The following is a 23769-nucleotide window of genomic DNA, read 5'->3' as shown; positions in this document are numbered from 1 at the left end:
TTAGAGAAATTCGCAGAAACCTTGAATGGGAAATCCAGTATTTATATAGAGTCAATGAGGTTCTTATGATTTTCACCAAACCTGAATTTTTGCGGAAAAATATCAAACTTTATGAAGAATAGCCTACAAAGCTAATTTATAAGAACACCTCCCACTAAAGCATTTAAAAAATGGTAAAAGCACTAGAGCAAAAACTATTAAAGCACAATATAAAGCCTACTGCTATGCGCGTGCTGGTGTTGGATTATTTTAATAGCTTATCTGCAGCGATTAGTTTATCAGCATTATATGAGGAGTTCGACCGATCAGATAGGATCACCTTATACAGAACCCTTAAAGCATTTGAAGCTAAAGGATTGGTACACAGTATTGATGATGGAACAGGTGCCCCAAAATATGCACTTTGTGAAGCCAATTGCAATACTACAGATCATAATGATTCACACATTCACTTTCATTGTGACAGCTGCGAGAGGACCTTTTGCCTGCAAAAATTCAGTATACCTGAATTTGACCTACCTACTAATTTCATTCAACAAGAAGTTAAACTTGTAGTAAATGGGGTTTGTGATCAATGCACTGCGTAAAAATGCAATTCCATTGCACTCCTTTGTTATTTACCTTTGGGTCAAAATGGAACAATAATGAAGTTAAATAGAGTAATGCCCAACTACCTAAAGGCCCATTTCCAAAATGAGCTTAAGATAAGCGAAGAAGCGTGGGTTAATGGAAATCTGCTTAAATCATGGCACCATCTTGAAAGAGCCCACATATTAGGGCAGGCTTACCCTGTTCCACACACATATGTGCATTGGCTAATGTTGGTTTTCGGGTTCAGAATTAAAAGTTTCAGTGAAATAGTGGGCCAGCTGCCGAGATTACTTGTAGGTGGGGTAAAATCTTTTGTTGGTACTATTCCGGTTGGCAATACCGGAGGTGCCAATGTACCTCCACTTAAACCTATGACTATTCCAGCCGATTTAGCCGAAATGATGAAAAAGCCATAAAACTCAAGCTATGTCACATCATCATTCACATGAAAATCAGTCCGGTAAAAACCTGAAGATTGCCTTTTTTCTCAACTTAGGATTTACCATTCTTGAAATAATTGGTGGCTTTTACGTCAACAGCATTGCTATCATCTCAGATGCGGTGCATGATCTGGGAGACAGCCTTTCCCTTGGTACTTCCTGGTACCTGGACCATAAATCGAAACAAGGTGCCAGTAAGGATTTCTCTTTTGGCTACACACGTTTTTCACTCTTAGGGGCTTTAATTAATAGCTTGGTGCTGATAGCGGGATCTATTTATGTGATTTATGAAGCAATAGGCAGGATTTTGGAGCCAGAACGTTCAGACGCTGATGGTATGATTATTTTCGCCATTATTGGGGTATTAGTGAATGGATATGCTGCCTACAAGCTCAGCGGGGGCAAATCAATTAATGAAAAGGTAGTGTCCTGGCATTTACTGGAGGATGTTTTGGGTTGGGTAGCTGTTTTGATAGTTGGTATAGTCTTAAAATTCGAAGATATTCAGTACTTAGACCCAGCCTTGTCCCTTTTAATTACAATTTACATACTTTATAATGTAATCAAAAGATTAAGGGATACACTATTCATATTTTTACAAGGAGCACCCAAAGATATAGATATCAATGAAGTGAAAAATAAAATTTTATCCATCAAAAATATTGAATCATTGCACCACACACATATTTGGTCATTGGAAGGAGAGAAGCATGTGTTTACCACGCATATCAAACTAAAAAATATCAAAAAATTTGAACAATTGCTGCAGATTAAAAAGGAGGTGAAAGCACTTTTGAAAGATTATCAATTTGAACATTATACCGTAGAAACAGAGCTTGATGAAGAGACTTGTGAACTTGGAAGTAAAAATGGGCCATAAACTGTCAACAATGAATTATTTCATTTGATTTAGGTTTAGTACTTCTTCCGGGTCTCCATTATCATTTATGATTTACTTCCTTTCAAAACCATGACCAAAATCAACTCTCCATTTCCTTGCAGAATAAGGCTTTAAATTATTGATCTATCCATAATCTGCTGCTGAAGACTACAGATAGTAGCCCTCAACGATCACCATCTGCTAATTTCACCAAAGCCTCCTCTACCTTTTCAAACCCAAAACCTTTCTTCACCTGCATAAAAGCATTTTGAATCTCTGGAAGGCACAAATTTCCTATGCTTCCTTCATGGCTGTGATCCACCTTTCGCTCAGGGTTAAACTCGCCATTTTCAATGGCTAATCCCACCTGAACATAGGCTTCTCTAAAGGGTACACCCGATAAAACTAATCTGTTTACCTCTTCAACGCTGAACAAGTATTTGAACTTGTCATCTGCTAACAGATTATCTTTGACAGTGATGTTTTCCAGCATGTAATGCATCATTTTCAGGCAGCTTTTCAATTCCCCAATAGCAGAAAAAAGCATTTCTTTAATCTGCTGCAAATCCCGGTGGTAGCCGGAAGGTAAATTTTGCGTTACCATTTGAATGTTATTAGGTAAAGCTGAAAGCTGATTGCATCGCGCCCTGATTAATTCAAAAACATCCGGATTTTTCTTATGAGGCATAATGCTGGAGCCGGTAGTCAAATGATCCGGAAAGCTGATAAAGCTAAAGTGCTGGTTTAAAAATAAAGTCACATCCATTGACATTTTTGCCAGTGTTTGGGCAATAGAAGCCATACCCTGAGCTAAAATTCGCTCAGTTTTGCCTCTGCCCATCTGCGCATACACTACGTTATAATTCAGGTTTTCAAATCCTAAGAGTTCTGTTGTCATTTTTCTGTTTAAAGGAAAAGAAGAACCGTAGCCCGCAGCTGAGCCTAAAGGATTTTTATTGCTGACTTTCCATGCCGCCAGCATCACTTCCAAATCATCAATCAGGCTTTCTGCATAGGCACCAAACCACAAGCCAAAAGATGAAGGCATGGCTAATTGCAAATGTGTGTAGCCCGGCATTAATTTCTCTTTATGCTGATCAGCCAGTGCAATCAGTTGGTTAAACAGCAACTCTGTACCCGCTACAATTTCATGAATTTCATGCCGAAAATAGAGTTTCAGATCAACCAAAACCTGGTCATTTCTGGAGCGGCCGCTGTGGATTTTCTTTCCTACATCCCCCAGCCTCTCTGTTAATAGTCCTTCAACCTGAGAATGAACATCTTCAACTCCGTCATCGATAGTAAAGTGACCATTGTCTATTTCAATAAGAATCTCCTTTAAGCCTTTCAATAAAGTTCGAAGTTCTGATGAAGTCAGCAAGCCTACACTTTCCAGCATGGTGATATGTGCCATAGACCCGAGCACATCAAATCGTGCCAGTGAAAGATCCAGTTCACGGTCTTGCCCCACGGTAAATTGATCCACTAAAGAATCATTGTCAGTGGCCTTCTGCCAGATTTTATTCATTTTTTTCATATCTACTTAGTTTGGTTGCCAATTGATTAGCTGACTACCTTTTCTAAAATTTTAATATACAAAGCTATTCCCTCTTCAAATTCTTGTATGTAAATAAATTCATCTGCTGAATGACTTCGTGCAGAATCTCCGGGACCCATTTTTAGGGAAGGCACGTCCAATAGGGCTTGATCAGAGGTAGTAGGGCTTCCGTATGTGGTTCTTCCTAATGCTAAACCAGCCTGAACAATCGGATGCTCAGGTGCAATAAAGCTTGGTTTTAAACGGGTCGATCGCGGGATGACCTCACTTCCTACATGCTTTTTAATAATTTCAAGTGCCTCATTATTGCTGTATCTGTCTGTGGTACGCACATCTACAGTAAATTTACAGGTATCCGGCACCACATTGTGTTGGGTGCCTGCCTGAATCATTGTTACAGACATTTTCACGGGGCCCAGGAAATCTGATACTTCAGGAAATTGAAAACTTCTAAACCATTCAATATCCTCCATGGCTTTGTGAATGGCATTCACTCCTTCTTCCCTTGCAGCATGCCCGGCCTTCCCTTTCGCCACACAATCCAGCACCATCAGCCCTTTTTCTGCAATGGCCATATTCATTAAAGTTGGCTCGCCAACAATAGCAAATTCAATAGGTGGCAGCTGAGGATAAAGCAATTCCAGTCCATTTTTCCCTGATATTTCCTCTTCTGCAGTACCCGCCCAAATGATGTTATACTTTAGATTCTCACGCGAATAAAAATGTAGGAAAGTTGCCAACAAGGCCACTAAAGCTCCTCCGGCATCATTACTTCCTAAGCCGTACAATTTCCCGTTTTGAATATCAGCTGAAAAAGGATCACTTGTGTAAGCAGCATTAGGCATTACTGTATCATGATGAGAATTCAATAAAACACTAGGCTTTAGAGGATCAAAAAGTAAATTGCTTGCCCATACATTGTTATGCAACCTGTTAACTGCAACACCTTCCTTTTCAAGAAAATTACTTAATAAATCAGCCGTGGCATGCTCCTCTTTACTAAAAGAAGGTGTTTTAATCAATTCGCACAGAAGATTCAGATATTTATTTTCCATTATTTTTGAATAAACGTTCCTGCTAATGGATTAGCTACTTCTTCCGCCTGAACAATTCGTACTGCTTTTACGTCATGCGAGAGCGCCTGAAAAGCAGTTTCCAACTTTGGCAACATACCATCCGCAATTGCTCCCCGCTCCTTCAAGCTTTTGTAGTTTTCTGTATTGATTTCCTTGATGAGTGAATTGTCATCGTTCACATCTTCCAGCACTCCTTTCTTATCAAAACAGTAAATTAGCTCCACTTCGTACGATTTTGACATTGCCATAGCTAAAACAGAGGCGATTGTATCAGCATTTGTATTATATAGCTGTCCTTTTCCATCATGCGTAATCGGAGAAAATACCGGAATCAGTGATAATTTTAGTAAACCTGAAAGCGTATCTGTTTGTACTCCCGAAATAGCCACATCTCCCACTAAACCATAATCGACCACTTTTGCCGGACGTTTGGTAGCTGTAATTAAATTTGCATCTGCCCCGGAAAAACCTATTGCGTTAGAATGCTGCATTTGTAATTGTGCCACCAGGTTTTTGTTGATTAAGCCTGCATATACCATCGTCACCAAATCTAAAGTTTCAGCATCTGTTATTCTACGCCCTTCATGCATTTTGGGTGAAATACCCATTTTGGCACCTAGTTCTGAAGCAATTTTTCCTCCACCATGAATTAAGATTTTTGCTCCTGAAATAGTAGAGAAATCCTTTAAAAAAGATTGCAATCGAGATTTATCATCAATGATGTTTCCTCCTATTTTAATGATTTTGAGTGGGTTCATAGGTGTAGGTTTAGTGTTATGATTAAGATTAATATTTGGATGAAAATAAAATCATTTTGAAATAAAAACTACTTGTATAAAATGCCTCACATTCGAGTAATCATTGGCACTCGTAAAAATTCAATATATTTCCTTTATTTTAATCTTTTGCCTTGATGCAAAAGATAGAAAAAATCAAGACAAAAATATCCCCAACAGCACCAAAGCCTACTCTGCCCGGATTTTTGTCCTCCCACGCGCTTTCGTCCGCTTGTGGCGAACGAGTTGTTATGCATTGAGAGTTTAAGCATGGCTTCTGCTTATATCTAACTTCTTGATCTCAATTGGTTTGTTATAAACATACAAACACCTCCCCATCACTCCATCTCTTCCAGCATAGTTTGTAAAACAGCCTGGGCAGCAAAAACCCGGTTGCCGGCTTGCTGTATCACCACTGAGTGCGTTCCATCTAAAATTTCATCTGATATGACCACATTCCTTCTTACAGGCAAGCAATGCATTACTTTTGCTTCATTGGTTAAGCTATGCTTTTTTCCATCAAAAGTCCAGTCTGGAAAGCGATTACTTACTGCACCATAATCGTTGAATGATGACCAATTTTTAACATACACAAAATCTGCATCCGCTAAGGCCTTAGACTGATCATACTCAATTATTGCTCCACGGGTAAAATCCTCAGATAATTCGTGTCCTGCCGGATGGGTAATGGTTAAATCATGCCCTGCAGCCAGCATCCATTCAGCAAAAGAATTAGGAACAGCCTGAGGCAATGCTTTAATATGCAGTGCCCAGCTCAATACTATTTTAGGTTTTTTTGTTTTTTTCAATTCTTCAATAGTCACCAAATCAGCCAGACTTTGCAATGGGTGCCTGGTAGCCGATTCTAAACTCACCACGGGAATTCCAACATATTTCAAGAAAATATTAAGCATTTCCTCCCTGTAATCTGCTTCTTTGTCTTTCAGACCGGGAAAACTTCTCACACCAATAATATCACAATACTCACCCATGACTGCCACCGCTTCTTTGGCATGCTCTGCCTTGTCTCCATCCATAATTACTCCTTCCCTGGTTTCCAAAGCCCAGGAATCTTTGTCCATGTTCATCACAATCACATTCATTCCTAAATTGTAAGCGGCTTTTTGGGTGCTCATACGCGTGCGCAAACTAGGATTGAGAAAAATAAGGCCTAAAGTTTTGTGAGTGCCTAAAGTCGTGTTTTGAAGAGGGTATTTTTTAATTTCCACAGCTTCGTTTACAAGTTTGGGGATGTCCGGAACATCATGTACTGAAGTAAAATTTTTCATTAATTAATTTATTTTTTGGTCTTGCTATGAGTATCTATTTAAACTTATTAGTAAACCTATTTTATGAAAGCCAGTCTTATCTATCAATATCCTTCCTTGTTTTTTACAAAGTGGCCTTACCAATCTTATTTTACTTTTAATCTTTTTTCTTGACAAAAAAGATAGAACGCCAAAGGCATCCCTTCGGGGAAAGTCAAGACAAAAAGATGCTCCCACGCAAAAATTCAACGCGCACCTCGCCTTTTTGTCAGGCCACCCGCTTTCGTCCTTAGGGGACGATTGGAAAAGCATTATGCCAAAGGCTAAGTTTAGGGTCTAGCTGTCAGAATGCCATGAATTAAAACCCAGTTGCCTTTAATTTTAGTCCTGTACTTTCATCAAAACCAAACATCAGGTTCATGTTTTGCACGGCTTGTCCGGAAGCTCCTTTTATCAGATTATCTATAATACTGCTTACAATTAAATGTTCTCCTTTTTTCTCCAAACGGATAAAGCATTTATTGGTATTCACTACCTGCTTTAAATCCAGCTCCTGTTGAGTGACATGAGTAAAAGGCTGATCCTGATAAAAATTCTGATAAATTTCGGTTGCTTCATCAATTCCTAAATCTCTTTTGAAATAGGATGTAATCCAGATACCCCTGGTAAATGGCCCCCTGTAAGGTACGAATAAAATATTAGGCACTTGATTGCTCAACTTTCTAAAATTATGCTTGATCTCCTTTAAATGCTGATGTTCAAAGGTTTTATAAGTAGATATATTATTCACCCGCCAACTAAAATGACTAGTTTCTGAAAGTGAAACACCTGCTCCTGTAGATCCTGTGATGCCAGAAATATGCAGCTCATCGTTTACTAAAGCTTGTTTTACCATAGGTAATAATCCTAACTGGATAGCTGTGGCAAAACAGCCCGGATTGGCAATGTTATTTGCTTGTTGGATCGCTGATTTAAATAATTCCGGAAGACCATATATAAATTCCCTGCCTTGAATTGATTCTCCCAAACGAAAATCCTGGCTTAAATCGATGACTTTTATGTGCTCAGCCAACTTATTCTGCTTTAAAAAATCCTTTGCAGCACCATGGCCGGCACATAGAAATAAAACATCAATGTCTGAATGGAAATCCTTCACAAATTTTAAGTCGGTTTCTCCCAGTAAATCAGGATGCACCGCACTGATATTTTTCCCTGCCTGGCTCCCGCTGACAGCAAAAGCAATTTCCACTTCAGCGTGATTGAGCAAGATCCGAATCAATTCTCCTCCCGTGTAACCGGCTGCCCCGATAATTCCTGCTTTAATCATCTGCCTTATTTTTAACCTGGTGATAAATGGCTGTTTGATTGCCGAAAATCTTAGTGAAACCTTTTACATCTTCACCTGTCCAGCCGGTATTTTCTTCTCCATACTTACCAAACTCACTCGACATTAAATCGTATTTTGATTCAATTCCTTCCACAGCAAATCGGTAAGGATATAATTTCACCCACACATCCCCTGTTACGTTATCCTGCGTATCCAACAGAAATTTTTCAATATTGCGCATGGTAGGATCTAGAAACTGACCTTCATGCAGCCTGTTTCCATACCAAACCGATAATTGCTCTTTCCATGATAGTTGATACTGGGTAAGCACATGTTTTTCCAGTAAATGATGCGCTTTAATCAGCAAAACCGGAGCCGGAGCTTCAAAACCTACACGACCCTTAATGCCGATGATGGTATCACCCACATGCACATCTCTACCGATGCCATATGTGCCACCAATCTTATTCAACTCCTGCACTAAATCAACTGTATGACTGAACTGCTGGCCTTCCAATGCTACAGGCTCTCCTTTTTTGAAAGTAATTTTAATAGTTCTTTCAGTGCTTACACTCACCTGAGTGGGATAGGCAGACTCAGGCAATGACTGTCTGCTATTCAATGTCTCTTTACCTCCTACCGAAGTGCCCCAAATACCTTTATTGATAGAATATTGGGCTTTGGCAAAATCCATGTCTACGTTGTGCGATTGAAGAAATTTGATCTCCTCCTCACGAGATAATTTATTATCCCGAATAGGCGTAATAATTTCAATACCCGGAATGATTGTTTGTAAAACCATATCAAAACGTACCTGGTCGTTACCGGCTCCAGTGCTCCCATGCACCACAGTATTGATGCCTATTTCTTTGGCATAATGTGCAATAGCGAGGGCCTGAAAAACTCTTTCTGCACTTACTGAAAGCGGATAGGTATTGTTTTTCAACACATTGCCGAATACCAGGTATTTCAGGCAATCTTCCCAGAATTTTTGGGTAACATCTACTGTTTTATGTGACTGCGAGCCTAAATCATTAGCCCTTTTTGCGATTTTAGCGACTTCTTCTCTGTCAAATCCACCAGTGTTTACAGTGATGGTGTGTACTTCATAGCCCAGCACTTTGCTGAGATGGAGTACGCAATAAGAGGTATCTAATCCGCCACTAAAGGCTACTAATGCTTTTTTATTCATTTTTTGATGGTTTTATAGCCTCTTCCTCAATCTTCCTTCCCAATTGGTAGGGACAAGCCCAAGGAGAAAAGGAGGCATTTTTTTTATTGTTTAACGTTTACTATAATATTTAATACTGTTTCTTTCTATCACGTCTAAAACCTCATCCTCAATCCTTCTCCCAAGGAGAAAGAGGCTCGACCTGACGAAACAGAAAGATATTCTTTCACTTCTTTAATTTTACTAATGTTGAGTATTCAAAAACTAAAAAAAGACCCAATAACTTGAAAGAAGTTCAGCTTTTTGGCTTTCCCTCCTTCGTTACTATTTACAGCAGATTGAGCTTTCTTCTCTCTTAAAAACACCTTCTTTTTAATGCGCATCCATCTCTCAAAGAGGCTAAACTCTCCTTCGAAATGTCTGCCCCACTTGGTCTTTTTCGGCTTCTTCTTTTGCTCCCATGCAGGATCGTAGAGCATGGCAGTGCAAAAGCAGTTAGATTTACCTTTCGCCATTAATATTTCATAGTTCACACAACTTTTACAGCCATTCCAGAAAGCTTCATCGTCTGTTAGTTCAGAATAAGTTACGGGCTCATAGCCTAACTCTGAATTGATTTTCATCACTGCCAAGCCGGTTGTTAATCCGAAAATTTTAGATTCAGGATATTTTTTGCGGGAAAGCTCAAATATTTTTTCCTTAATGCTGCTGGCCACACCTGTGCCTCTATAAGGTGGAGAGACAATCAGCCCGGAATTGGCCACATACTTGCCATGGCCCCAGGCCTCGATATAGCAGAAACCTACCCACTCTCCTGTTTTGGTAAGTGCAATCACTGCTTTTCCCTCTTCCATTTTTAGTTGGATGTATTCAGGGGTGCGCTGCGCAATACCTGTACCACGGGCAGCTGCAGATGAAGCCATTTCATCTGCAATGATTTTAGAAAACTTTCCATGCTGCTCATTAGCTATGCTAATGATTACATTTTGATGATTTTTCATTGATCGAAATATCAAAAATTAAAATGTGAATGAAATAATGTCTTTTTGTTAAGATTTAAATCAAAACCTCATCCTTAATCCTTCTCCGATGGGAGAAGGAGTTTTGCCTTAACAAAAAGACATTAACGTTAAGATTTAAAAACTTAATTGCTAAACTGAAAAAAGAAAAAAATACGGTGGAGATTTGGCACCTGCGTAAGGCACACTGAAATATAGAGCCCGTTAGGGCCTAAAAGTCCTAAGGCTAGGACGAACAGAAAAATTCACTAATGACAATACCATAGCACTTTTAGCTACCACTTGAGCAGGGCAGTTAAATTGTTGAGCTGATATGTTATTTTCGTTTGTCATTAATTATTGGACAAAGGTTCGGTAATTATTTTGTTAATTCAAAATGTTAGGAGGAAAAAATTTTAATGAATACAATTGATATTAATAAGCAGTTTCTATCGCTATTGTCTTTTACTGCTCCAAGTATTAATAAGGCCTCTGTCTAATAGAGCGTTCATCAACTACTGTTAAACGATTGACAAATTTGTGTCCTGTCTCCATTAATTGCAGTAGAATTGTAGCAGGTTCAATAGGCTCAAATTCAAATAGTCGAAAATATATCACACCTTCTTGAGGTTTATAACCATATTTAAAAATTAGTTCACCATAATCACTGTCATGAGTTAAAATAGTTAAATTTTCATTCATTGCTAAATTCATTACTTCCTTATCAGTAATTCCCGGTGAAAGTTGAGCGATTGATTTTATTTTAATTCCTCTTAAGGTATTCTATACTGGGACCCGGGAAATTTTCATTAGCTAAAAAAGTCATTAACTGGCCTTCTTTCGTATTTCAACCATTAACCCATCCTTTACACAATCGTTCAGGTAGGCAAAGACAGCTTGAATGTCTTCCTTTTTTAAATGAGGGTATGAATTAAGTATTTTTTCTTCTGTCCAGCCGGAAGCCAATCGCTCTAATATGAACTCAACAGAAATACGTGTCCCTTTTATGATAGGCTTACCCAATAGAACTTTATTGTCCGATACTATCCTTTCATTCCAATTCATATTACTAAATTACGCAATTTATTTCAAAAATGTTCTTTGGAAGGCAGTGGAGATAATTGACTAAGAGCATAACTCGTTTTTATTCTGACCACTTTTATATCACTTAAATTTTTTAGAATGGGTGCTTTTGAAGAGAAGTGTACCACTCCAGAAGAGGGGTGGAATGAGTTGTATTTTAGTCCTGATTTAAGTTTGCAATTTCTCTCTAGTATAAAACAACAATGGCATAAAGAAAGATCAACAGTAGTTGCTATCCCTCTCCTTCTTCTGAATCAGCGGGGTTTTCTTTAGGGACTGCAACAGCTTCATTAACTTCTCCGGCAGCATCATTGTCAGACCTGCGTTTGCCCTTTCCCTTCTCCTCTCTATTTTTCTTACCACCAAATAAACCTTTCAGGAACCCTCCCTCTTTCTGTGTGGAATCATTCACAGCAGGTGCCTCTCTGCTTTTTCTTGCTTCAGCAGAATCCCTTGCAACAGCTTGTGCCAGTAGAACTTCATTCCCCACTAAAACCATATAATTTACGAAATCCACATTGTAATGGAATCTTTTTGTGTTGTCCCATGCATCTTCACCCTCTGCAAACTGAAGTGTATCATTGTTCTGTAAGGCAGCACTATCCATATCGAATTCGGCCATTTCCTCTGGTTTTTTATCTCTTTTGTCTAATAAAGAATCTATCTCTTCACTGAAAACATCCTTTTGATCCACCAGAAGTAGCCTCTGTTCTTGCCAGTAACCATACTTTCGTTCTGACATACCATAAATATCCTTTTTATAATTATTGTTGCTTGCTTCCAGCACAAGTGAATCATTTTGAAAGAAAGAAAACTTCTCCACCTGCTTTTGATCATCCAGAATGTAACTACTCTGAAAGGCAGCACAAACCATCCTGTCTTTGCAGGAAGCAAAGACCAGTACTGAACCAATCAAAAGGATGAATATTTGCTTCAAGTAATTATTATTTTAATTGTTGATATACCCCGGCTGCCATATAATCCACCCATTCACTGTACATTTTTGCCGATGGATGGAGTTGATCAGTGGCAAGATATTGCTTTGGCTTCTTTACCGCCTTCAACGATAGGGGTGTAATATCATAAAAATGAACTTTGTATTTTAACGCTATTTCCCTTGCAATGGTATTATATTTAAATAACTCTTCAGTTACTGTTTTACTGTCTTTATTATTTTCTGCTGCAAATGGGGTTATTCCATAATCAGGAATACTCACAACAAATACCTTGTCCGGCCTATTACCTGAAAGTTGAATAGATTTTTTCAATAACCCTTCAAACTCTTTTTCATACTGAGCAATAGGATATCCCCTATACTGGTTATTCACGCCTATAAGCAAACTAACCAGTCCGAAGTCAAATTGTTCCAGACTATCATGTCCTTTATCGATGGCCGCCAACAACTCATCGGTTGTCCAACCTGTAGTCGCTATGATCTGTTTTAGCTCAACCTCCAAGCCAAATTCATTTAGTTGTTCGGTTAATACAACAGGCCATCGGGATTCCTCATCCACCGATTCGCCTATGGTATAAGAATCACCCAAAGCTAAATAGGACACCTTATTTTGCGACATTAATTTCATTGAGTTATTCATTAAAATAACATACAAAAATATACTTAAAAAGGCCGTTTTCATAATATTCATCAAATATGTTAACTAAAATGTAAAACATACGGTACAAAAATAGAATTAATCATGATTTAGTTTAGAATAAGTGTCAATTTAATACTCCTGAAAGCTACGTTAATCGAAAAAGTAGATTATTTACATTAGATTATAATTTATAAAGTCCTCCCCATTGGCTGAATTTCAATGTTAATAATATATTTACATTGTATCTGTAAAATAATTTTGTGCGAATAATATATATTTATCTGTTTCTACAATTTATCCCTGCTTTCTCATTTGCCCAGGAGAAAGTTACTACAGAGGGAATACCCGGAGATGTAAACAGTAAGTTCCAGGATGTTAGGCCCATCATTTCAGACAATGGCAAATTACTCTATATCAACAGAAGGTTTCATCCGGAAAATATACGGGGAGAAAAAGATTTTCAGGATGTATGGGTTAGCAAGTTTGACCCCCGAGGGATATGGACAAAACCTGTTAACCTGGGGAGTCCCTATAATGATAAAAAAGCCAATGATATAGTACGAATAAGTTCAACCGAGGATTCCATCATTTTCGTAAACACCGATTATAAAGGGATAAGTTCAGAGCTTGCTTTATTTATAAAAGGCAATAAGGATGCTGTTAATATGACCATTGATGGTTTTTACAATAAAAGCCCCTATGTGGATTTTGACTATAATTTCAAAGAAAAAGTAATTATCATGGCTGTTGAGAGAAAGGATACCGAAGGTGACCAGGATCTTTATTACAGCGTATACCAACCTGCAGAAAATACCTATAGCACTCCAATGACTATGGGTAAAAACATTAATACTGAAAAAGCAGATTTTGCACCTTTCCTTACCAACGATGGAAATACCTTGTTTTTTGCCAGTTATGGGCATAGCGGACAAGGTGCCGCTGACCTCTACATGAGCCATAGAAAAAGTAATTCATGGGATAACTGGACAGAACCTGAAAATTTGGGAAACATAATCAATACCCCCTTTGAAGAAACATTTGTCTCCATTGATCCAAGCTTTACTTATCTTTATTATGATTCATACCCTCCCGGTGCAACCAACAGGGATATCTGGAGAGCTACTTTATCCGATGAAATTAAAGACAAAATCATAGCAGCCAAAAACAATCAAAAAACAAGTATATCAGGAGTAACAGCTCAAACAGAAATAAAAGAGCCGGAAATAGCTGACAACAAGCCTGAAACAGAAGAACAGAATGTAATTGATACCACTACTTCCCAAAAGGAAGTTGCTATCATTCCCACCCCAGTAGAAAACACCATGGTGGCTGATCAACCTGAAAAGCCTGAGGCCGTAAACCTCAATTTTGAGAATCAAAACATCACAGAAACAAAGGAGCCGGCTGTTTCACAGGGTTTCTTTGCCAAAATAGGTGAAAAATTAGGTATAGGTGGCCAGAAGCATACTCTCGGTTATGTAGATGCAGGTGCCAAAGGAACTAAAATTACTAATAATATTTATTTCCATTTTAACTCAGATAAAATTCAAAACAAAAACAATTCTTTATTAGAGTTGATTGTTAAAGAACTCAATAACAAGCCTCAGTTAAAAATACTAATAGAAGGTCATACCGATGCCATTGGTGGTGAAAATATCAATATTGACCTTTCATGCAGAAGATCAAAGAATGTAAAGGAAGCATTGGTATCATTAGGTTTAAATGCTTTAAGAATAGAAATAAGTTGCGAAGGAAAAGAAAGGCCACTGGCCACTAATGATGATGAAATTGATGGAAGGGAATTAAACAGAAGAGTAGAATTTTATTTATTCTGATCTACTTCCTCTCTTAATTTTTGGGGTAATTTGGAAACGACCAATTCGTAGCTGTGATCAATCCAAAATTGGATTTCCTTATCGGGTATACTGCCATCCATTTCAATGGTATTCCAATGTTTTTTATTCATGTGGTAGCCTGGTTTTACAGACTCATAATTCTCTCTTAGCTCAATGGCTTTTTCAGGATCGCATTTAAGATTAATACTTTGAAATAAATCTACATCTACCAGGGCAAACATTTTACCCAATACCTTGAAAACCAATGTACTTTCTCCAAAGGGAAACTCCTCTGTAGTACCATACTTTTGCATGCAGTAATTCCGAAATTCTTCAATATTCATTATCTCATAAATGCTCTAACTGACATTACAATTATAGCAATTAAAAACATAATAATGGAAATTTTATTGATGCCATGCATCATTTTTAAATTGATATTGGATGGGGCAGTAGGATCTTTTTTGCCAAATAACCTTTTGATATAGTTAGCTACTTCTCCCAATTGAAAATAACTTTTCCAATTGTTTGAAGAGCTGTTATTTAATTCTTCCAAATCTCTTTGCTCTTTCATAAAATATTGTTTGATAGTATAAAATTAAGTTTGAAAATAAATCCACAATGGCTGCCTGTTCAAACTCAACTAGCTAACAGTATTACATTGTTTCGGGTTCTAACCATTTACCATCTTTTCTGATAATATCTATTAATTCGTCCACTGCTCTTTCTGAGGGAACGCTTTTTTTCATTACTTCTTGTCCTTTATAAAGGGTGATTTTACCTTTCCCTGAACCCACATAACCATAATCAGCATCTGCCATTTCACCCGGCCCATTTACAATACATCCCATTATTCCAATTTTCACTCCTTTAAGATGATGAGTCCTTGACCTGATCATGGCAGTGGTTTCCTGCAAATCAAACAAGGTTCTGCCACAGGACGGGCAAGAAATATATTCTGTTTTGGAAATCCTGGTCCGGCTGGCCTGTAAAATATTGAAAGCTGTTTCATTCACGGCTTTATCACCACCACAATTTTCTGCAGCTATAAATACACCATCTCCCATCCCGTCAATTAACAAAGCCCCCATATCAGTGGCCGCATATAATTGAAGTTTTTCAATTGGCAAGTCTCTGTAGGCCCTTCCAATAATTACCGGCACATCGCATCGGGCATTTATTAAATCAACAAACAAACGCCTCTGTTCCGCCATTCCATGTTCATTGTAGGTATCAATCAACAACACAGCTTTTTTATCTTCTTTTAACCGCTCAATTAAAGATTTATTCAAATCAGGTAAAGTGGCATAAATAAAATTGAGAGTTGGATGTTGCTCTACTCCTTCCATATATTCTTTGGCATTGATGAAAGGATATCTTCTTTCTTTGGTTTTTTGGGTCAACCATGTTTTATATTCGTGAACAATACCCAGCGTACCAGGAATTTCAAATTCAATGGTTTTATCGTAGGTAAAAATATAGTCGCAGGCTAAATCGGAAATAGACCATTTGTCCAAAGGCACAGAATAATTATAACCCACTGCAAAAAGCGATGCGGGTGTAATATGCTTTTTTAAAGAGAAATCTGCCATTACAACAGGCACTTCCTTAGCTCCAATATTATTGACTTTACGGCTATCCCTTTTCTCATATTCAAAAGGGTTAAAGGGGCAATCAGCTATTTCAGGAATGGGCTCATGGTTTCCCCTGTTTTCATAACGTTCTGCCAGCATTTTAGCCACAGGGATTTCATATTCAGGCTCTTCCGTTAATGATACCCGGATGGTATCCCCCAGTCCATCTTCCAGCAAAGTACCAATACCCACAGAAGACTTAATCCTGCCATCCTCTGCTTCCCCGGCTTCTGTTACTCCCAAATGTAAAGGATAAGGCTTTAAACCTTCTTCATCCAGCTTCTGCACCAGCAGTCGGTAGGCCTGCACCATCACCTGTGGATTACTTGATTTCATGGAAATGACAATGTCGTAGTATTCCATCTCCTCACAAATCCGAATAAATTCCAGGGCCGATTCCACCATGCCAAATGGTGTATCTCCATAGCGACTCATGATCCGGTCGGACAAAGAGCCATGGTTGGTACCAATTCGCATAGCTGTGGCATGGGCTTTGCAGATTTTCACTAATGGCGCAAATCGTTTTTTAATCCGGTCTAATTCAGCCTGATAGCTTTCCTCAGTATATTCAATTATTTCAAATTTCTTTTTATCGGCATAGTTGCCGGGATTTACCCTTACTTTCTCGACTATCTTAGCGGCCAGTTCGGCAGCGTTAGGGGTAAAATGAATGTCCGCCACCAAAGGGGTGTTGTAGCCTCTTTTGACAAGACCTTCTTTAATGGCCCGTAAATTTTCAGCTTCTTTTATAGATGGGGCTGTAATACGTACCAGTTGGCAGCCAGCTTCAATCATGCGGATAGATTGTTCTATTGAGCCTTCTGTGTCCATGGTGTCAACGGTAGTCATGGACTGCAAAATAATGGGGTGATCTCCGCCAATGGTGATGTCCCCTACCCTCACAGGAATGGTCTTTCTGCGGCTATATTGAACCAGGCTATTACAGTATTGTTGAAAGTTTTTGACAGAAATCTCCATGATGTTAGTTATGCTACTCAATTAAACAACAAAATAAGGAAATTGTTAGTGCAACAACTATATTTTTATGGGTTTTTTACTGTTAAGCTATGAGATAGTTGAGTTATTGGGAAGAGAAGTAGATTAAAAATGAGTTAGCCTGTAGAAAATATCTACTAAGGGTGATGAATTTACAGCTATTGACTTTTGGATATTGATACAATCGGAATGCTCTCGCCATTGAGAGTATTCCAAGGGCTTACGGACTTGGAAGTACTTAAAGTGGAAATAACTGTTAGCCGGTAATTTTCAGACAAAATCAAGGAAGCAGTCTGTGATGACTAAGGTTTATATTATCGATCAAAATTTACTCCTACTGGTTATTGCGAGCATGCTATTCCGTTGGCACGGAATTCATGCGAAGTAATCTGTTGGTCATGTACTCCACTATTAGGTTTGTCAATTGGAATTTAAAATTAACCCGCTAAACCCTAAACCCACTTTAACCCTTGAAAAATTTCATATACTTTAAGGCATAGATAAGCATCGGTAGCTGCATAGTCCAATTGAGCCCGGGAAAGCTCTGTGCGTTCCCAGTTGGACGTTTGCTGTGCTTTTGAGATTCGTTTCCCTAAGAAAATGGCTGTCAGGTTTTTGGCCCCTATTTGCTTGATATTGTTTCCATGGGCAATAGTACTAATATCCTCAAAGCCCTGGGGTTCAAATTTTCTTAATTTTTGCAAATCTTTTAAATCGTCACGAATGGCAGCCCCCACCTTTATAATAGAGGGGTCTTCAAATATACGGATCAAATCACCGGGGAACCCACAAAGAAGGTTCCTTATGACAAACACCTCATCTGCTGTGGCCAATTGAATAACTGAAACCGGGTTATAAACTCCTTTTTTAAAGGCAGGCTTTGCTTCGGTATCAAAACCTAAAATATCGGCTTTCCATAGTTTAGGAATTACTTCCTCCCAATCGGAATCTTTCTCCAATACAGTAATTTCTCCCTCAAACTTCCACAAAGGAAGGTCATTTATAGCATCTTTAGTAATTTCAGTAACTAAACTCATTTATCTTTATCAGTAAATCTTCTAATTTTAATATTAAGGTAAGCAAATAGTATAGTCATAAACGGACTGATAATATTGAAGAAACAATAAGGTGCATACACCCAAGTAGATACTCCCAATACTGATGATTGCGTTGCCCCACATGTGTTCCATGGTATCAATACACTTGTCACTGTTCCGGAATCTTCCAGAGTCCTGCTCAATACTTCCGGCTTTAAACCTCTTTCTTTATATGTTTCTGCGAACATTCTTCCGGGCACCACTATGGCCAAATACTGATCTGAAGCAGTGATATTGAAGAACACGCACGTACCCGCAGTAGAAGCCACCAATGATCCGGTAGAATTGGCCAATTTAATAATTGAACTGGTAATAGTTCTTAACATATTTGTTGACTCCATAATTCCACCAAATACCATGGCACATAAAATTAGCCATATAGTATTCAACATCCCGGCCATTCCTCCGGTGGACAAAAGCTCATTAACCATTTCATTGCTTGTGGTTATACTAATGTCCCCGTACATGGAAAGCATTACTGCTTTATAAGAAGCTTCAAATAGATTTCCTTGTATACCTGAAATGGTTTCTATTACCTGAGGCTGAAAAATAATGGCAAAGACCCCTCCCAATAAAGAGCCAATTAATAAGGCCGGAATGGCAGCCACTTTTTTTACAATCATGAAAATAACCGCAGCAGGCACCAAAAACAACCAAAAATTAATATTGAATTTATCCTGAATGGAAGCCTGAACCAATCCAATCTGTTCTATATCTGCTTGGGAGTTGTTCATAAATCCCCAAACCAGGAAAACTATCAAGGTAATAGCAAATGTTGGGATGGTGGTATAAGCCATATAACGGATATGAGTAAACAAATCGGTTCCGGCCATGGCTGGTGCCAGGTTAGTTGTATCACTCAAAGGGGACATTTTATCTCCAAAATAAGCTCCTGATATAATGGCTCCGGCTACAACGCCCTCTCCCAGACCCAGGGTTTGACCAATCCCCAATAAAGCGATACCCAAAGTGGCTATGGTGCTCCATGAACTACCGGTAGCAACTGAAACAATGGCACTTACAACACAGGCTGCAAATAGAAATATAGTAGGGTTAAGAATTTCCAATCCATAATAAATCATAGCGGGGACAATACCACTCAAAAGCCATGTACCTGCCAAAGCGCCTATGAGTAATAAGATCAATATGGATGACATGGCAGAGCTGATACTTTCCACTATACCATCTAACATATGGGTCCATCTATAGCCAACTCGCAAAGCTACTATTGCAGCAATACCAGCTGCAAGGATGAGGGCGATTTGATTTGAACCGTCTAAAGTAGCATCGCCAAAAAAATATACATTAAGGCTTAGTAGTGCTATTAAAAAAATGATTGGTATTAAAGCTTCAATTAAACTTGGCTTTCTCTGCGTCTCCGTCATGTGGATATTTTCAATCTGAATTTATTAAATGAATTCGAAATATAATAAAAATAATAGTTCAGTCACCGAATAATTCTTGTATTTCAGCTCCTATTTGTGTTCCTATGGCAACTCCCATTCCTCCCAGGCGTACCCCGACAACTATTTTATCGCTTATTCGCTTGACAATAGGTGATTTATTTTCTCCGAAAGCCATAATTCCGGACCATTCCATATCTATTTGAAAATCTTGTCCGGGTAATATCATTTCAGAAATATCACGGAGTATGGCAGCTTTTATTTTCTCATTAATTCCAAATGCAAGGGTCTGTTCCGATTCCTTATCCAGGTTTCTCCCTCCTCCTATCAATAACCTGTTTTCAAAATTCCTGAAGTAAAAATACCCCTCATCATAATGAAAAACCCCTTTTATCTTTAATCCATCAACAGGTTGGGTAATCATCACCATTCCCCTACCGGGAATTATGTTTTCATTAGGCAAGAATTGTTGGGCAAATGCATTGGTGCAAATGGCTAACTGTTTGGTCTTAAAGCAAACTTTATCTGACCCAGTGGTGTTTTCAACTTTTAACACAACAATTTCACCCTGCTCATCAATATGTTCAATTTTGCAGCCTGTAAATAATTTAATATTATTTTCTCCACACAAATCCCACCAGGCACGCATCATTTTCCCGGTATTTATTTGTCCCTCAAATTGATTGCTCACTACCGTTTGGATTTTGGAAGTACTTAAACCGAATTGCTTTATCAACCGAGGCTCATCTTTAAACACATTGGCTTGAAAAATAGCTTTTAGCCTTTCGTTAAATTGATCCAGTTTGCCCAATGCAGGCATTTCCTTTTCACGAATCAATTCAAAACCTCCATTACATTGATAATCAATTTTTTTATCTCCCAGCGTATTACGCAATTTTTGTAAACCCGTCCACCTTTTTTCTACCAGGGCCATAAGAGACTCTTCGCCTAATTGAGGCAAATCATCTACAAGTTCGGTCAAACTGCCAAAACAGGCAAAGCCTGCATTTTTCGTACTTGCTCCACTGGGAAACACACCTCTTTCCAATATAGCGATGGAAGCATTCGGGTGTTTCTGGCGTAAATGATAAGCTGTAGAACAACCTACTATCCCGGCCCCCAACACTACAAAATCATAATTTGTAAAATGCTCACGCTCCCAAAAACTGATCATTTATTTGCTATTATTAATAGATTGGAAAATTATAATTTGAAAAATAAAAGGTTTTAAGCGACATTGGCGCATACATTGAAATAATTTTACAAAATTCATCATTGAATTCAATTCATTCCTTATAAATCAATAACGAAGCATGGACTTAGATCAAATTATCAAAAAAGCTACTTACTCCCCATTCTATTTATGGGTATTAAATAAAGGATTGGATTATATGATTCCATTCAATAAACCTCATGGATTCAAAATTGTAGATATTAAAGAAGAAAAGATCCGTACTAAGCTTCCTTACAAAAGGCGAAACCTCAATCATATTAAAGGAATTCATGCCTGTGCCATGGCCACTATTTCAGAGTTCACAACAGGTTTGATGATATTATACAAACTGGATGTAAAAAAATATCGCATTATTATGCAGAAACTGGAGATGGAATATCATTTCCAGGGCAAAATGGATGCCTATGCTGAATTCTCAATTGATGAAAATTGGGTGAAGGATAAAGTGGTAGAACCTCTCAAAGAAGCAGATGCTGTAATAATTCCCTGCGAAGTGAAATTGTACGATGCAGAAAACAACCACCTGAGCACCGGGCTTATCTATTGGCAAATTAAAGCATGGGACAAAGTAAGAACCCGTAAATGATTTCGGGCTTGTTAGCCTAGAAAATTATTGAAATTTTTCACCCAAAAGGCAGATCGTTAAGACTATGTTATCGATTACTAAGATTATTTATTTTGGATCAAGCAATAATTCCGGGTAATAGTATTTGAAGCATATTTTTTTTAATAGGCTATAAAGAAGCCAGAGTCAAAGGATCTCAATTATTGAAAATCTTTAGAGTTCTGCGGAACTCCACGCATAGGTGAGAAAAGAGGATCATAAAAAACCATCAAAACTGAGTCGAATGGCTTTTGTATAAAATCATCATAAAGAGCTGAAGTTCAGCCTAAATGAATTCCCTACGTTCAAATGATTAAAATTCTGTAGGATAACACCGTGCATCATTACAACGCTCCCGGATCATTTCATAGGCTTTCAAGTCACCTAACTCACCTGCTTTACTCAGGTCAAGGCAACCTTCTGAGAGTTGTCCGTATTCTATTCGAAGTACCCCTCTCAAAAAGAAAGCATCAACGTTCTTAGGATCTTTATTCAATATTTGCGTACAATCATTAATGGCATCCTGGTAAGCTTCCAATTGTTGTTTGGCCTGTCCCCTTTTATACAATGCATCCAGATTATTCTCATTCAACTCAATGGTTTTGGTATAATCATTAATTGCTCCATAATAATCTTGTAAAAGATACTTTATATTACCTCTCTCGAAATAAGCTTCAGGAAATTCAGGATTAGCGTCAACCGCACTATTGTAATCTTTCATTGCTCCATGTACATCGGCAAATTTCTGTTTGATATTGCCTCGCATATAATAGGCCTGATAAGAGGATTTATCTAACGCTATTGCTTCATTCAAGCTAACAATTGCTTCCATGTATTCCTTCTCTTCATATTTCTTGGTGCCATGGTCAATAAAATCAGCAGCTGTTTTTTGCGCATAGGCAAAATCTACTGTCATCAACACCATTACAATAGCGAAGGAAACTTTTGAAATATTATTCATAATAATTTAATTTAATTCAATTTTCACAAGTAATTAACAATAATACTGCCAATTTACAATTACATCACACTTTCTCTAGTATTCGGGAAGAGAAGCTGCTTTTCAAATCTTAATTTATGCTATTTAAGCAACATATAAAAACCAATCATTATCAAAATTATACAAAAAGAGCTGTATTAAAATCTCAATGTTAAAGTAAAAATTACATGTTCATCCTATTTGTTCTATTAGAATGACATTCACAAAACAATTGAGGTGAATCATCTACCTACTTTTTTCTGGCAAACAACATTTTATAATCTGCTGATACTTTTCCTTTACTAATATTGGCCAATTTCCCTTTTATCATTCTCTTTTTGAAAGCTGAAACATGATCAGTAAACAAAATACCTTCAATATGATCATATTCATGTTGAATTACCCTCGCACTAAAACCTTGATATTCTTCTATGTGTTCATTCCAGTCTTCATCAAAATATTGAATCTTGATTTTTTCTTTTCTAAATACATCTTCCCTAATAGTTGGAATGCTAAGGCACCCCTCTTCAAATGCCCATTCCTCACCCTCTTCCAACAAAATTTGTGGATTAATAAAAGCTTTTTTAATCTTTGGTTCATCTTCCTCATCGTCAATTGGATCTGTATCCACTACAAAAAGGCGAATACTTTTACCAATCTGGGGAGCAGCCAAACCCACTCCACTGGCATTGTACATGGTTTCATACATGTCCTCTACCAGGGCTTTTACATCAAGCTCATCTTTCTGAATATCTTTTGCTTTGGTTTTCAAAACAGGATGGCCATATGCCACAATCGGGTAAATCATATTAATTTTCTTCTAAATATTGTTGCAAAATAATCGCAGCACTTACTTTATCTATATTGCCTGACTTCTTGTTACGTTGTTTTCTATTAGAGCCAGCCATTATCATAGATTGCATTGCCATTTGCGAACTGAAACTTTCGTCTTGCAAATTTAAGGGCATATTTGGAAACTTCTTCTTGAAAAGGTTAATAAATGCCTGCACTTGTTGGGTAGCATCAGTTGCCTCTCCCTCCTCATTGGTAGGGTAACCAATAACCACAGCTTCCACTTCCTCTTTATTGAAATAGTTGAAAAGAAAGTCAATTACATCTTTTGAGTGCACGGTTTCTAAAGGAGAAGCAATAATTTGTAAGGGATCTGTCACAGCCAGGCCTACTCTTTTGTTGCCATAATCTATTGCAAGAATTCTCGCCATT

The 23769-nt window shown here is 37.9% G+C and carries 25 protein-coding genes; 5 read left to right on the top strand and 20 right to left on the bottom strand.

The window, feature by feature from the left end:
• Window positions 1-170: 170 nt before the first annotated feature.
• From JKA74_RS07760 to JKA74_RS07750, 3 genes are read left to right on the top strand one after another with little or no spacing between them, the layout of a single operon-like run.
• Window positions 171-587: a Fur family transcriptional regulator gene (locus JKA74_RS07760; protein WP_201430591.1), complete on the top strand. Its 417-nt coding sequence runs from the start codon at window positions 171-173 to the stop codon at window positions 585-587.
• A gap of 57 nt (window positions 588-644) precedes the next feature.
• Window positions 645-1007 carry a DUF3703 domain-containing protein gene (locus JKA74_RS07755; RefSeq protein WP_201430590.1) on the top strand — a complete coding sequence of 121 codons (363 nt, stop codon included), beginning with the start codon at window positions 645-647 and terminating at the stop codon, window positions 1005-1007.
• Window positions 1008-1017: 10 nt separating this feature from the next.
• Window positions 1018-1911: a cation diffusion facilitator family transporter gene (locus JKA74_RS07750; RefSeq protein ID WP_201430589.1), complete on the top strand. Its 894-nt coding sequence runs from the start codon at window positions 1018-1020 to the stop codon at window positions 1909-1911.
• A gap of 184 nt (window positions 1912-2095) precedes the next feature.
• Here the strand turns inward: JKA74_RS07750 and argH are convergent, their stop codons facing one another.
• From argH to JKA74_RS07695, 11 genes are all read right to left on the bottom strand, one after another.
• Window positions 2096-3439, bottom strand: a complete 1344-nt coding sequence (gene argH, locus JKA74_RS07745; RefSeq protein WP_201430664.1) for an argininosuccinate lyase — start codon at window positions 3437-3439, stop codon at window positions 2096-2098.
• 35 nt (window positions 3440-3474) lie between these two features.
• Entirely contained in the window at window positions 3475-4524 is a 1050-nt protein-coding gene (locus JKA74_RS07740; protein ID WP_201430588.1) for a M20 family metallo-hydrolase, read from the bottom strand.
• Window positions 4524-5303: an acetylglutamate kinase gene (gene argB / locus JKA74_RS07735; protein ID WP_201430587.1), complete on the bottom strand. Its 780-nt coding sequence runs from the start codon at window positions 5301-5303 to the stop codon at window positions 4524-4526. The genes JKA74_RS07740 and argB overlap by 1 nt, the downstream gene beginning before the upstream one ends.
• A 356-nt stretch (window positions 5304-5659) precedes the next feature.
• On the bottom strand, window positions 5660-6610 hold the full coding sequence (locus JKA74_RS07730) for a Rossmann-fold NAD(P)-binding domain-containing protein (RefSeq protein ID WP_201430586.1): 951 nt from the start codon (window positions 6608-6610) through the stop codon (window positions 5660-5662).
• Between the two features lie 337 nt (window positions 6611-6947).
• On the bottom strand, window positions 6948-7916 hold the full coding sequence (gene argC, locus JKA74_RS07725) for an N-acetyl-gamma-glutamyl-phosphate reductase (RefSeq protein ID WP_201430585.1): 969 nt from the start codon (window positions 7914-7916) through the stop codon (window positions 6948-6950).
• Window positions 7909-9108, bottom strand: coding sequence for an argininosuccinate synthase (argG, locus tag JKA74_RS07720; RefSeq protein WP_201430584.1), 1200 nt, complete (start codon window positions 9106-9108; stop codon window positions 7909-7911). Before argG ends, argC begins: the two co-directional genes overlap by 8 nt.
• A 236-nt stretch (window positions 9109-9344) precedes the next feature.
• Window positions 9345-10088 (bottom strand): GNAT family N-acetyltransferase, encoded by a 744-nt coding sequence (locus JKA74_RS07715; RefSeq protein ID WP_201430583.1) that lies wholly within the window; start codon window positions 10086-10088, stop codon window positions 9345-9347.
• A gap of 477 nt (window positions 10089-10565) precedes the next feature.
• Window positions 10566-10799, bottom strand: a complete 234-nt coding sequence (locus tag JKA74_RS07710; protein WP_236587595.1) for a DUF5615 family PIN-like protein — start codon at window positions 10797-10799, stop codon at window positions 10566-10568.
• 111 nt (window positions 10800-10910) lie between these two features.
• Window positions 10911-11150: a DUF433 domain-containing protein gene (locus tag JKA74_RS07705; protein WP_201430582.1), complete on the bottom strand. Its 240-nt coding sequence runs from the start codon at window positions 11148-11150 to the stop codon at window positions 10911-10913.
• A gap of 250 nt (window positions 11151-11400) precedes the next feature.
• Window positions 11401-12105: a hypothetical protein gene (locus JKA74_RS07700; protein WP_201430581.1), complete on the bottom strand. Its 705-nt coding sequence runs from the start codon at window positions 12103-12105 to the stop codon at window positions 11401-11403.
• 7 nt (window positions 12106-12112) lie between these two features.
• Window positions 12113-12751 carry an SGNH/GDSL hydrolase family protein gene (locus JKA74_RS07695; RefSeq protein WP_236587592.1) on the bottom strand — a complete coding sequence of 213 codons (639 nt, stop codon included), beginning with the start codon at window positions 12749-12751 and terminating at the stop codon, window positions 12113-12115.
• Between the two features lie 272 nt (window positions 12752-13023).
• On the opposite strand from JKA74_RS07695, the gene JKA74_RS20950 reads away from it, so the two are divergent.
• A complete protein-coding gene (locus JKA74_RS20950; protein ID WP_201430579.1) occupies window positions 13024-14598 on the top strand; it encodes an OmpA family protein in 1575 nt (524 codons plus the stop codon).
• On the opposite strand, the gene JKA74_RS07685 is transcribed toward JKA74_RS20950, so the two are convergent.
• The 6 genes from JKA74_RS07685 to JKA74_RS07660 form a co-directional block, all read right to left on the bottom strand.
• Window positions 14586-14942, bottom strand: a complete 357-nt coding sequence (locus JKA74_RS07685; protein WP_201430578.1) for an MmcQ/YjbR family DNA-binding protein — start codon at window positions 14940-14942, stop codon at window positions 14586-14588. The genes JKA74_RS20950 and JKA74_RS07685 overlap by 13 nt on opposite strands.
• A complete protein-coding gene (locus JKA74_RS07680) occupies window positions 14942-15172 on the bottom strand; it encodes a DUF6728 family protein (RefSeq protein ID WP_201430577.1) in 231 nt (76 codons plus the stop codon). The genes JKA74_RS07685 and JKA74_RS07680 overlap by 1 nt, the downstream gene beginning before the upstream one ends.
• A gap of 82 nt (window positions 15173-15254) precedes the next feature.
• A complete protein-coding gene (gene ispG / locus JKA74_RS07675; protein WP_201430576.1) occupies window positions 15255-17210 on the bottom strand; it encodes a (E)-4-hydroxy-3-methylbut-2-enyl-diphosphate synthase in 1956 nt (651 codons plus the stop codon).
• A gap of 470 nt (window positions 17211-17680) precedes the next feature.
• On the bottom strand, window positions 17681-18265 hold the full coding sequence (locus tag JKA74_RS07670) for a 3'-5' exonuclease (RefSeq protein WP_201430575.1): 585 nt from the start codon (window positions 18263-18265) through the stop codon (window positions 17681-17683).
• The gene (gene nhaC / locus JKA74_RS07665; protein ID WP_201430574.1) at window positions 18262-19710 is read right to left on the bottom strand and encodes a Na+/H+ antiporter NhaC; all 1449 of its coding nucleotides are present in this window, start codon (window positions 19708-19710) and stop codon (window positions 18262-18264) included. The genes JKA74_RS07670 and nhaC overlap by 4 nt, the downstream gene beginning before the upstream one ends.
• Before the next feature lie 58 nt (window positions 19711-19768).
• Window positions 19769-20902, bottom strand: coding sequence for an NAD(P)/FAD-dependent oxidoreductase (locus tag JKA74_RS07660; RefSeq protein ID WP_201430573.1), 1134 nt, complete (start codon window positions 20900-20902; stop codon window positions 19769-19771).
• A 139-nt stretch (window positions 20903-21041) separates the two neighbouring features.
• On the opposite strand from JKA74_RS07660, the gene JKA74_RS07655 reads away from it, so the two are divergent.
• On the top strand, window positions 21042-21548 hold the full coding sequence (locus JKA74_RS07655) for a DUF4442 domain-containing protein (RefSeq protein ID WP_201430572.1): 507 nt from the start codon (window positions 21042-21044) through the stop codon (window positions 21546-21548).
• 331 nt (window positions 21549-21879) lie between these two features.
• On the opposite strand, the gene JKA74_RS07650 is transcribed toward JKA74_RS07655, so the two are convergent.
• The 3 genes from JKA74_RS07650 to ruvX all read right to left on the bottom strand — a co-directional run bounded on the left by JKA74_RS07650 (window position 21880) and on the right by ruvX (window position 23768).
• Window positions 21880-22527 carry a tetratricopeptide repeat protein gene (locus JKA74_RS07650; protein WP_201430571.1) on the bottom strand — a complete coding sequence of 216 codons (648 nt, stop codon included), beginning with the start codon at window positions 22525-22527 and terminating at the stop codon, window positions 21880-21882.
• Window positions 22528-22795: 268 nt separating this feature from the next.
• Window positions 22796-23353 (bottom strand): peptide deformylase, encoded by a 558-nt coding sequence (gene def, locus JKA74_RS07645; protein WP_201430570.1) that lies wholly within the window; start codon window positions 23351-23353, stop codon window positions 22796-22798.
• A gap of 1 nt (window position 23354) precedes the next feature.
• Window positions 23355-23768, bottom strand: coding sequence for a Holliday junction resolvase RuvX (gene ruvX, locus JKA74_RS07640; RefSeq protein ID WP_201430569.1), 414 nt, complete (start codon window positions 23766-23768; stop codon window positions 23355-23357).
• Between the last annotated feature and the right edge of the window lies 1 nt (window position 23769).

It is taken from the genome of Marivirga aurantiaca (assembly GCF_016679925.1).
Taxonomy (GTDB): Bacteria; Bacteroidota; Bacteroidia; order Cytophagales; family Cyclobacteriaceae; genus Marivirga; species Marivirga aurantiaca.
This window is presented reverse-complemented; position numbering and strand designations above follow the sequence as displayed.

Excerpts from the sequence above, each read along its gene's own strand:
- JKA74_RS07660 (WP_201430573.1), bottom strand. The coding sequence starts at position 20,902 with ATGATCAGTTTTTGGGAGCGTGAGCATTTTACAAATTATGATTTTGTA.
- JKA74_RS07705 (WP_201430582.1), bottom strand. The coding sequence starts at position 11,150 with ATGAATTGGAATGAAAGGATAGTATCGGACAATAAAGTTCTATTGGGT.
- argG (WP_201430584.1), bottom strand. The coding sequence starts at position 9,108 with ATGAATAAAAAAGCATTAGTAGCCTTTAGTGGCGGATTAGATACCTCT.
- JKA74_RS07740 (WP_201430588.1), bottom strand. The coding sequence starts at position 4,524 with ATGGAAAATAAATATCTGAATCTTCTGTGCGAATTGATTAAAACACCT.
- JKA74_RS07750 (WP_201430589.1), top strand. The coding sequence starts at position 1,018 with ATGTCACATCATCATTCACATGAAAATCAGTCCGGTAAAAACCTGAAG.
- JKA74_RS07760 (WP_201430591.1), top strand. The coding sequence starts at position 171 with ATGGTAAAAGCACTAGAGCAAAAACTATTAAAGCACAATATAAAGCCT.
- ispG (WP_201430576.1), bottom strand. The coding sequence starts at position 17,210 with ATGGAGATTTCTGTCAAAAACTTTCAACAATACTGTAATAGCCTGGTT.
- def (WP_201430570.1), bottom strand. The coding sequence starts at position 23,353 with ATGATTTACCCGATTGTGGCATATGGCCATCCTGTTTTGAAAACCAAA.
- JKA74_RS07755 (WP_201430590.1), top strand. The coding sequence starts at position 645 with ATGAAGTTAAATAGAGTAATGCCCAACTACCTAAAGGCCCATTTCCAA.
- ruvX (WP_201430569.1), bottom strand. The coding sequence starts at position 23,768 with ATGGCGAGAATTCTTGCAATAGATTATGGCAACAAAAGAGTAGGCCTG.
- JKA74_RS07680 (WP_201430577.1), bottom strand. The coding sequence starts at position 15,172 with ATGAAAGAGCAAAGAGATTTGGAAGAATTAAATAACAGCTCTTCAAAC.
- JKA74_RS07650 (WP_201430571.1), bottom strand. The coding sequence starts at position 22,527 with ATGAATAATATTTCAAAAGTTTCCTTCGCTATTGTAATGGTGTTGATG.
- JKA74_RS07695 (WP_236587592.1), bottom strand. The coding sequence starts at position 12,751 with ATGAAATTAATGTCGCAAAATAAGGTGTCCTATTTAGCTTTGGGTGAT.
- argC (WP_201430585.1), bottom strand. The coding sequence starts at position 7,916 with ATGATTAAAGCAGGAATTATCGGGGCAGCCGGTTACACGGGAGGAGAA.
- JKA74_RS07710 (WP_236587595.1), bottom strand. The coding sequence starts at position 10,799 with ATGAATTTAGCAATGAATGAAAATTTAACTATTTTAACTCATGACAGT.
- JKA74_RS07715 (WP_201430583.1), bottom strand. The coding sequence starts at position 10,088 with ATGAAAAATCATCAAAATGTAATCATTAGCATAGCTAATGAGCAGCAT.
- JKA74_RS07685 (WP_201430578.1), bottom strand. The coding sequence starts at position 14,942 with ATGAATATTGAAGAATTTCGGAATTACTGCATGCAAAAGTATGGTACT.
- JKA74_RS07655 (WP_201430572.1), top strand. The coding sequence starts at position 21,042 with ATGGACTTAGATCAAATTATCAAAAAAGCTACTTACTCCCCATTCTAT.
- argB (WP_201430587.1), bottom strand. The coding sequence starts at position 5,303 with ATGAACCCACTCAAAATCATTAAAATAGGAGGAAACATCATTGATGAT.
- JKA74_RS07730 (WP_201430586.1), bottom strand. The coding sequence starts at position 6,610 with ATGAAAAATTTTACTTCAGTACATGATGTTCCGGACATCCCCAAACTT.
- JKA74_RS07670 (WP_201430575.1), bottom strand. The coding sequence starts at position 18,265 with ATGAGTTTAGTTACTGAAATTACTAAAGATGCTATAAATGACCTTCCT.
- nhaC (WP_201430574.1), bottom strand. The coding sequence starts at position 19,710 with ATGACGGAGACGCAGAGAAAGCCAAGTTTAATTGAAGCTTTAATACCA.
- argH (WP_201430664.1), bottom strand. The coding sequence starts at position 3,439 with ATGAATAAAATCTGGCAGAAGGCCACTGACAATGATTCTTTAGTGGAT.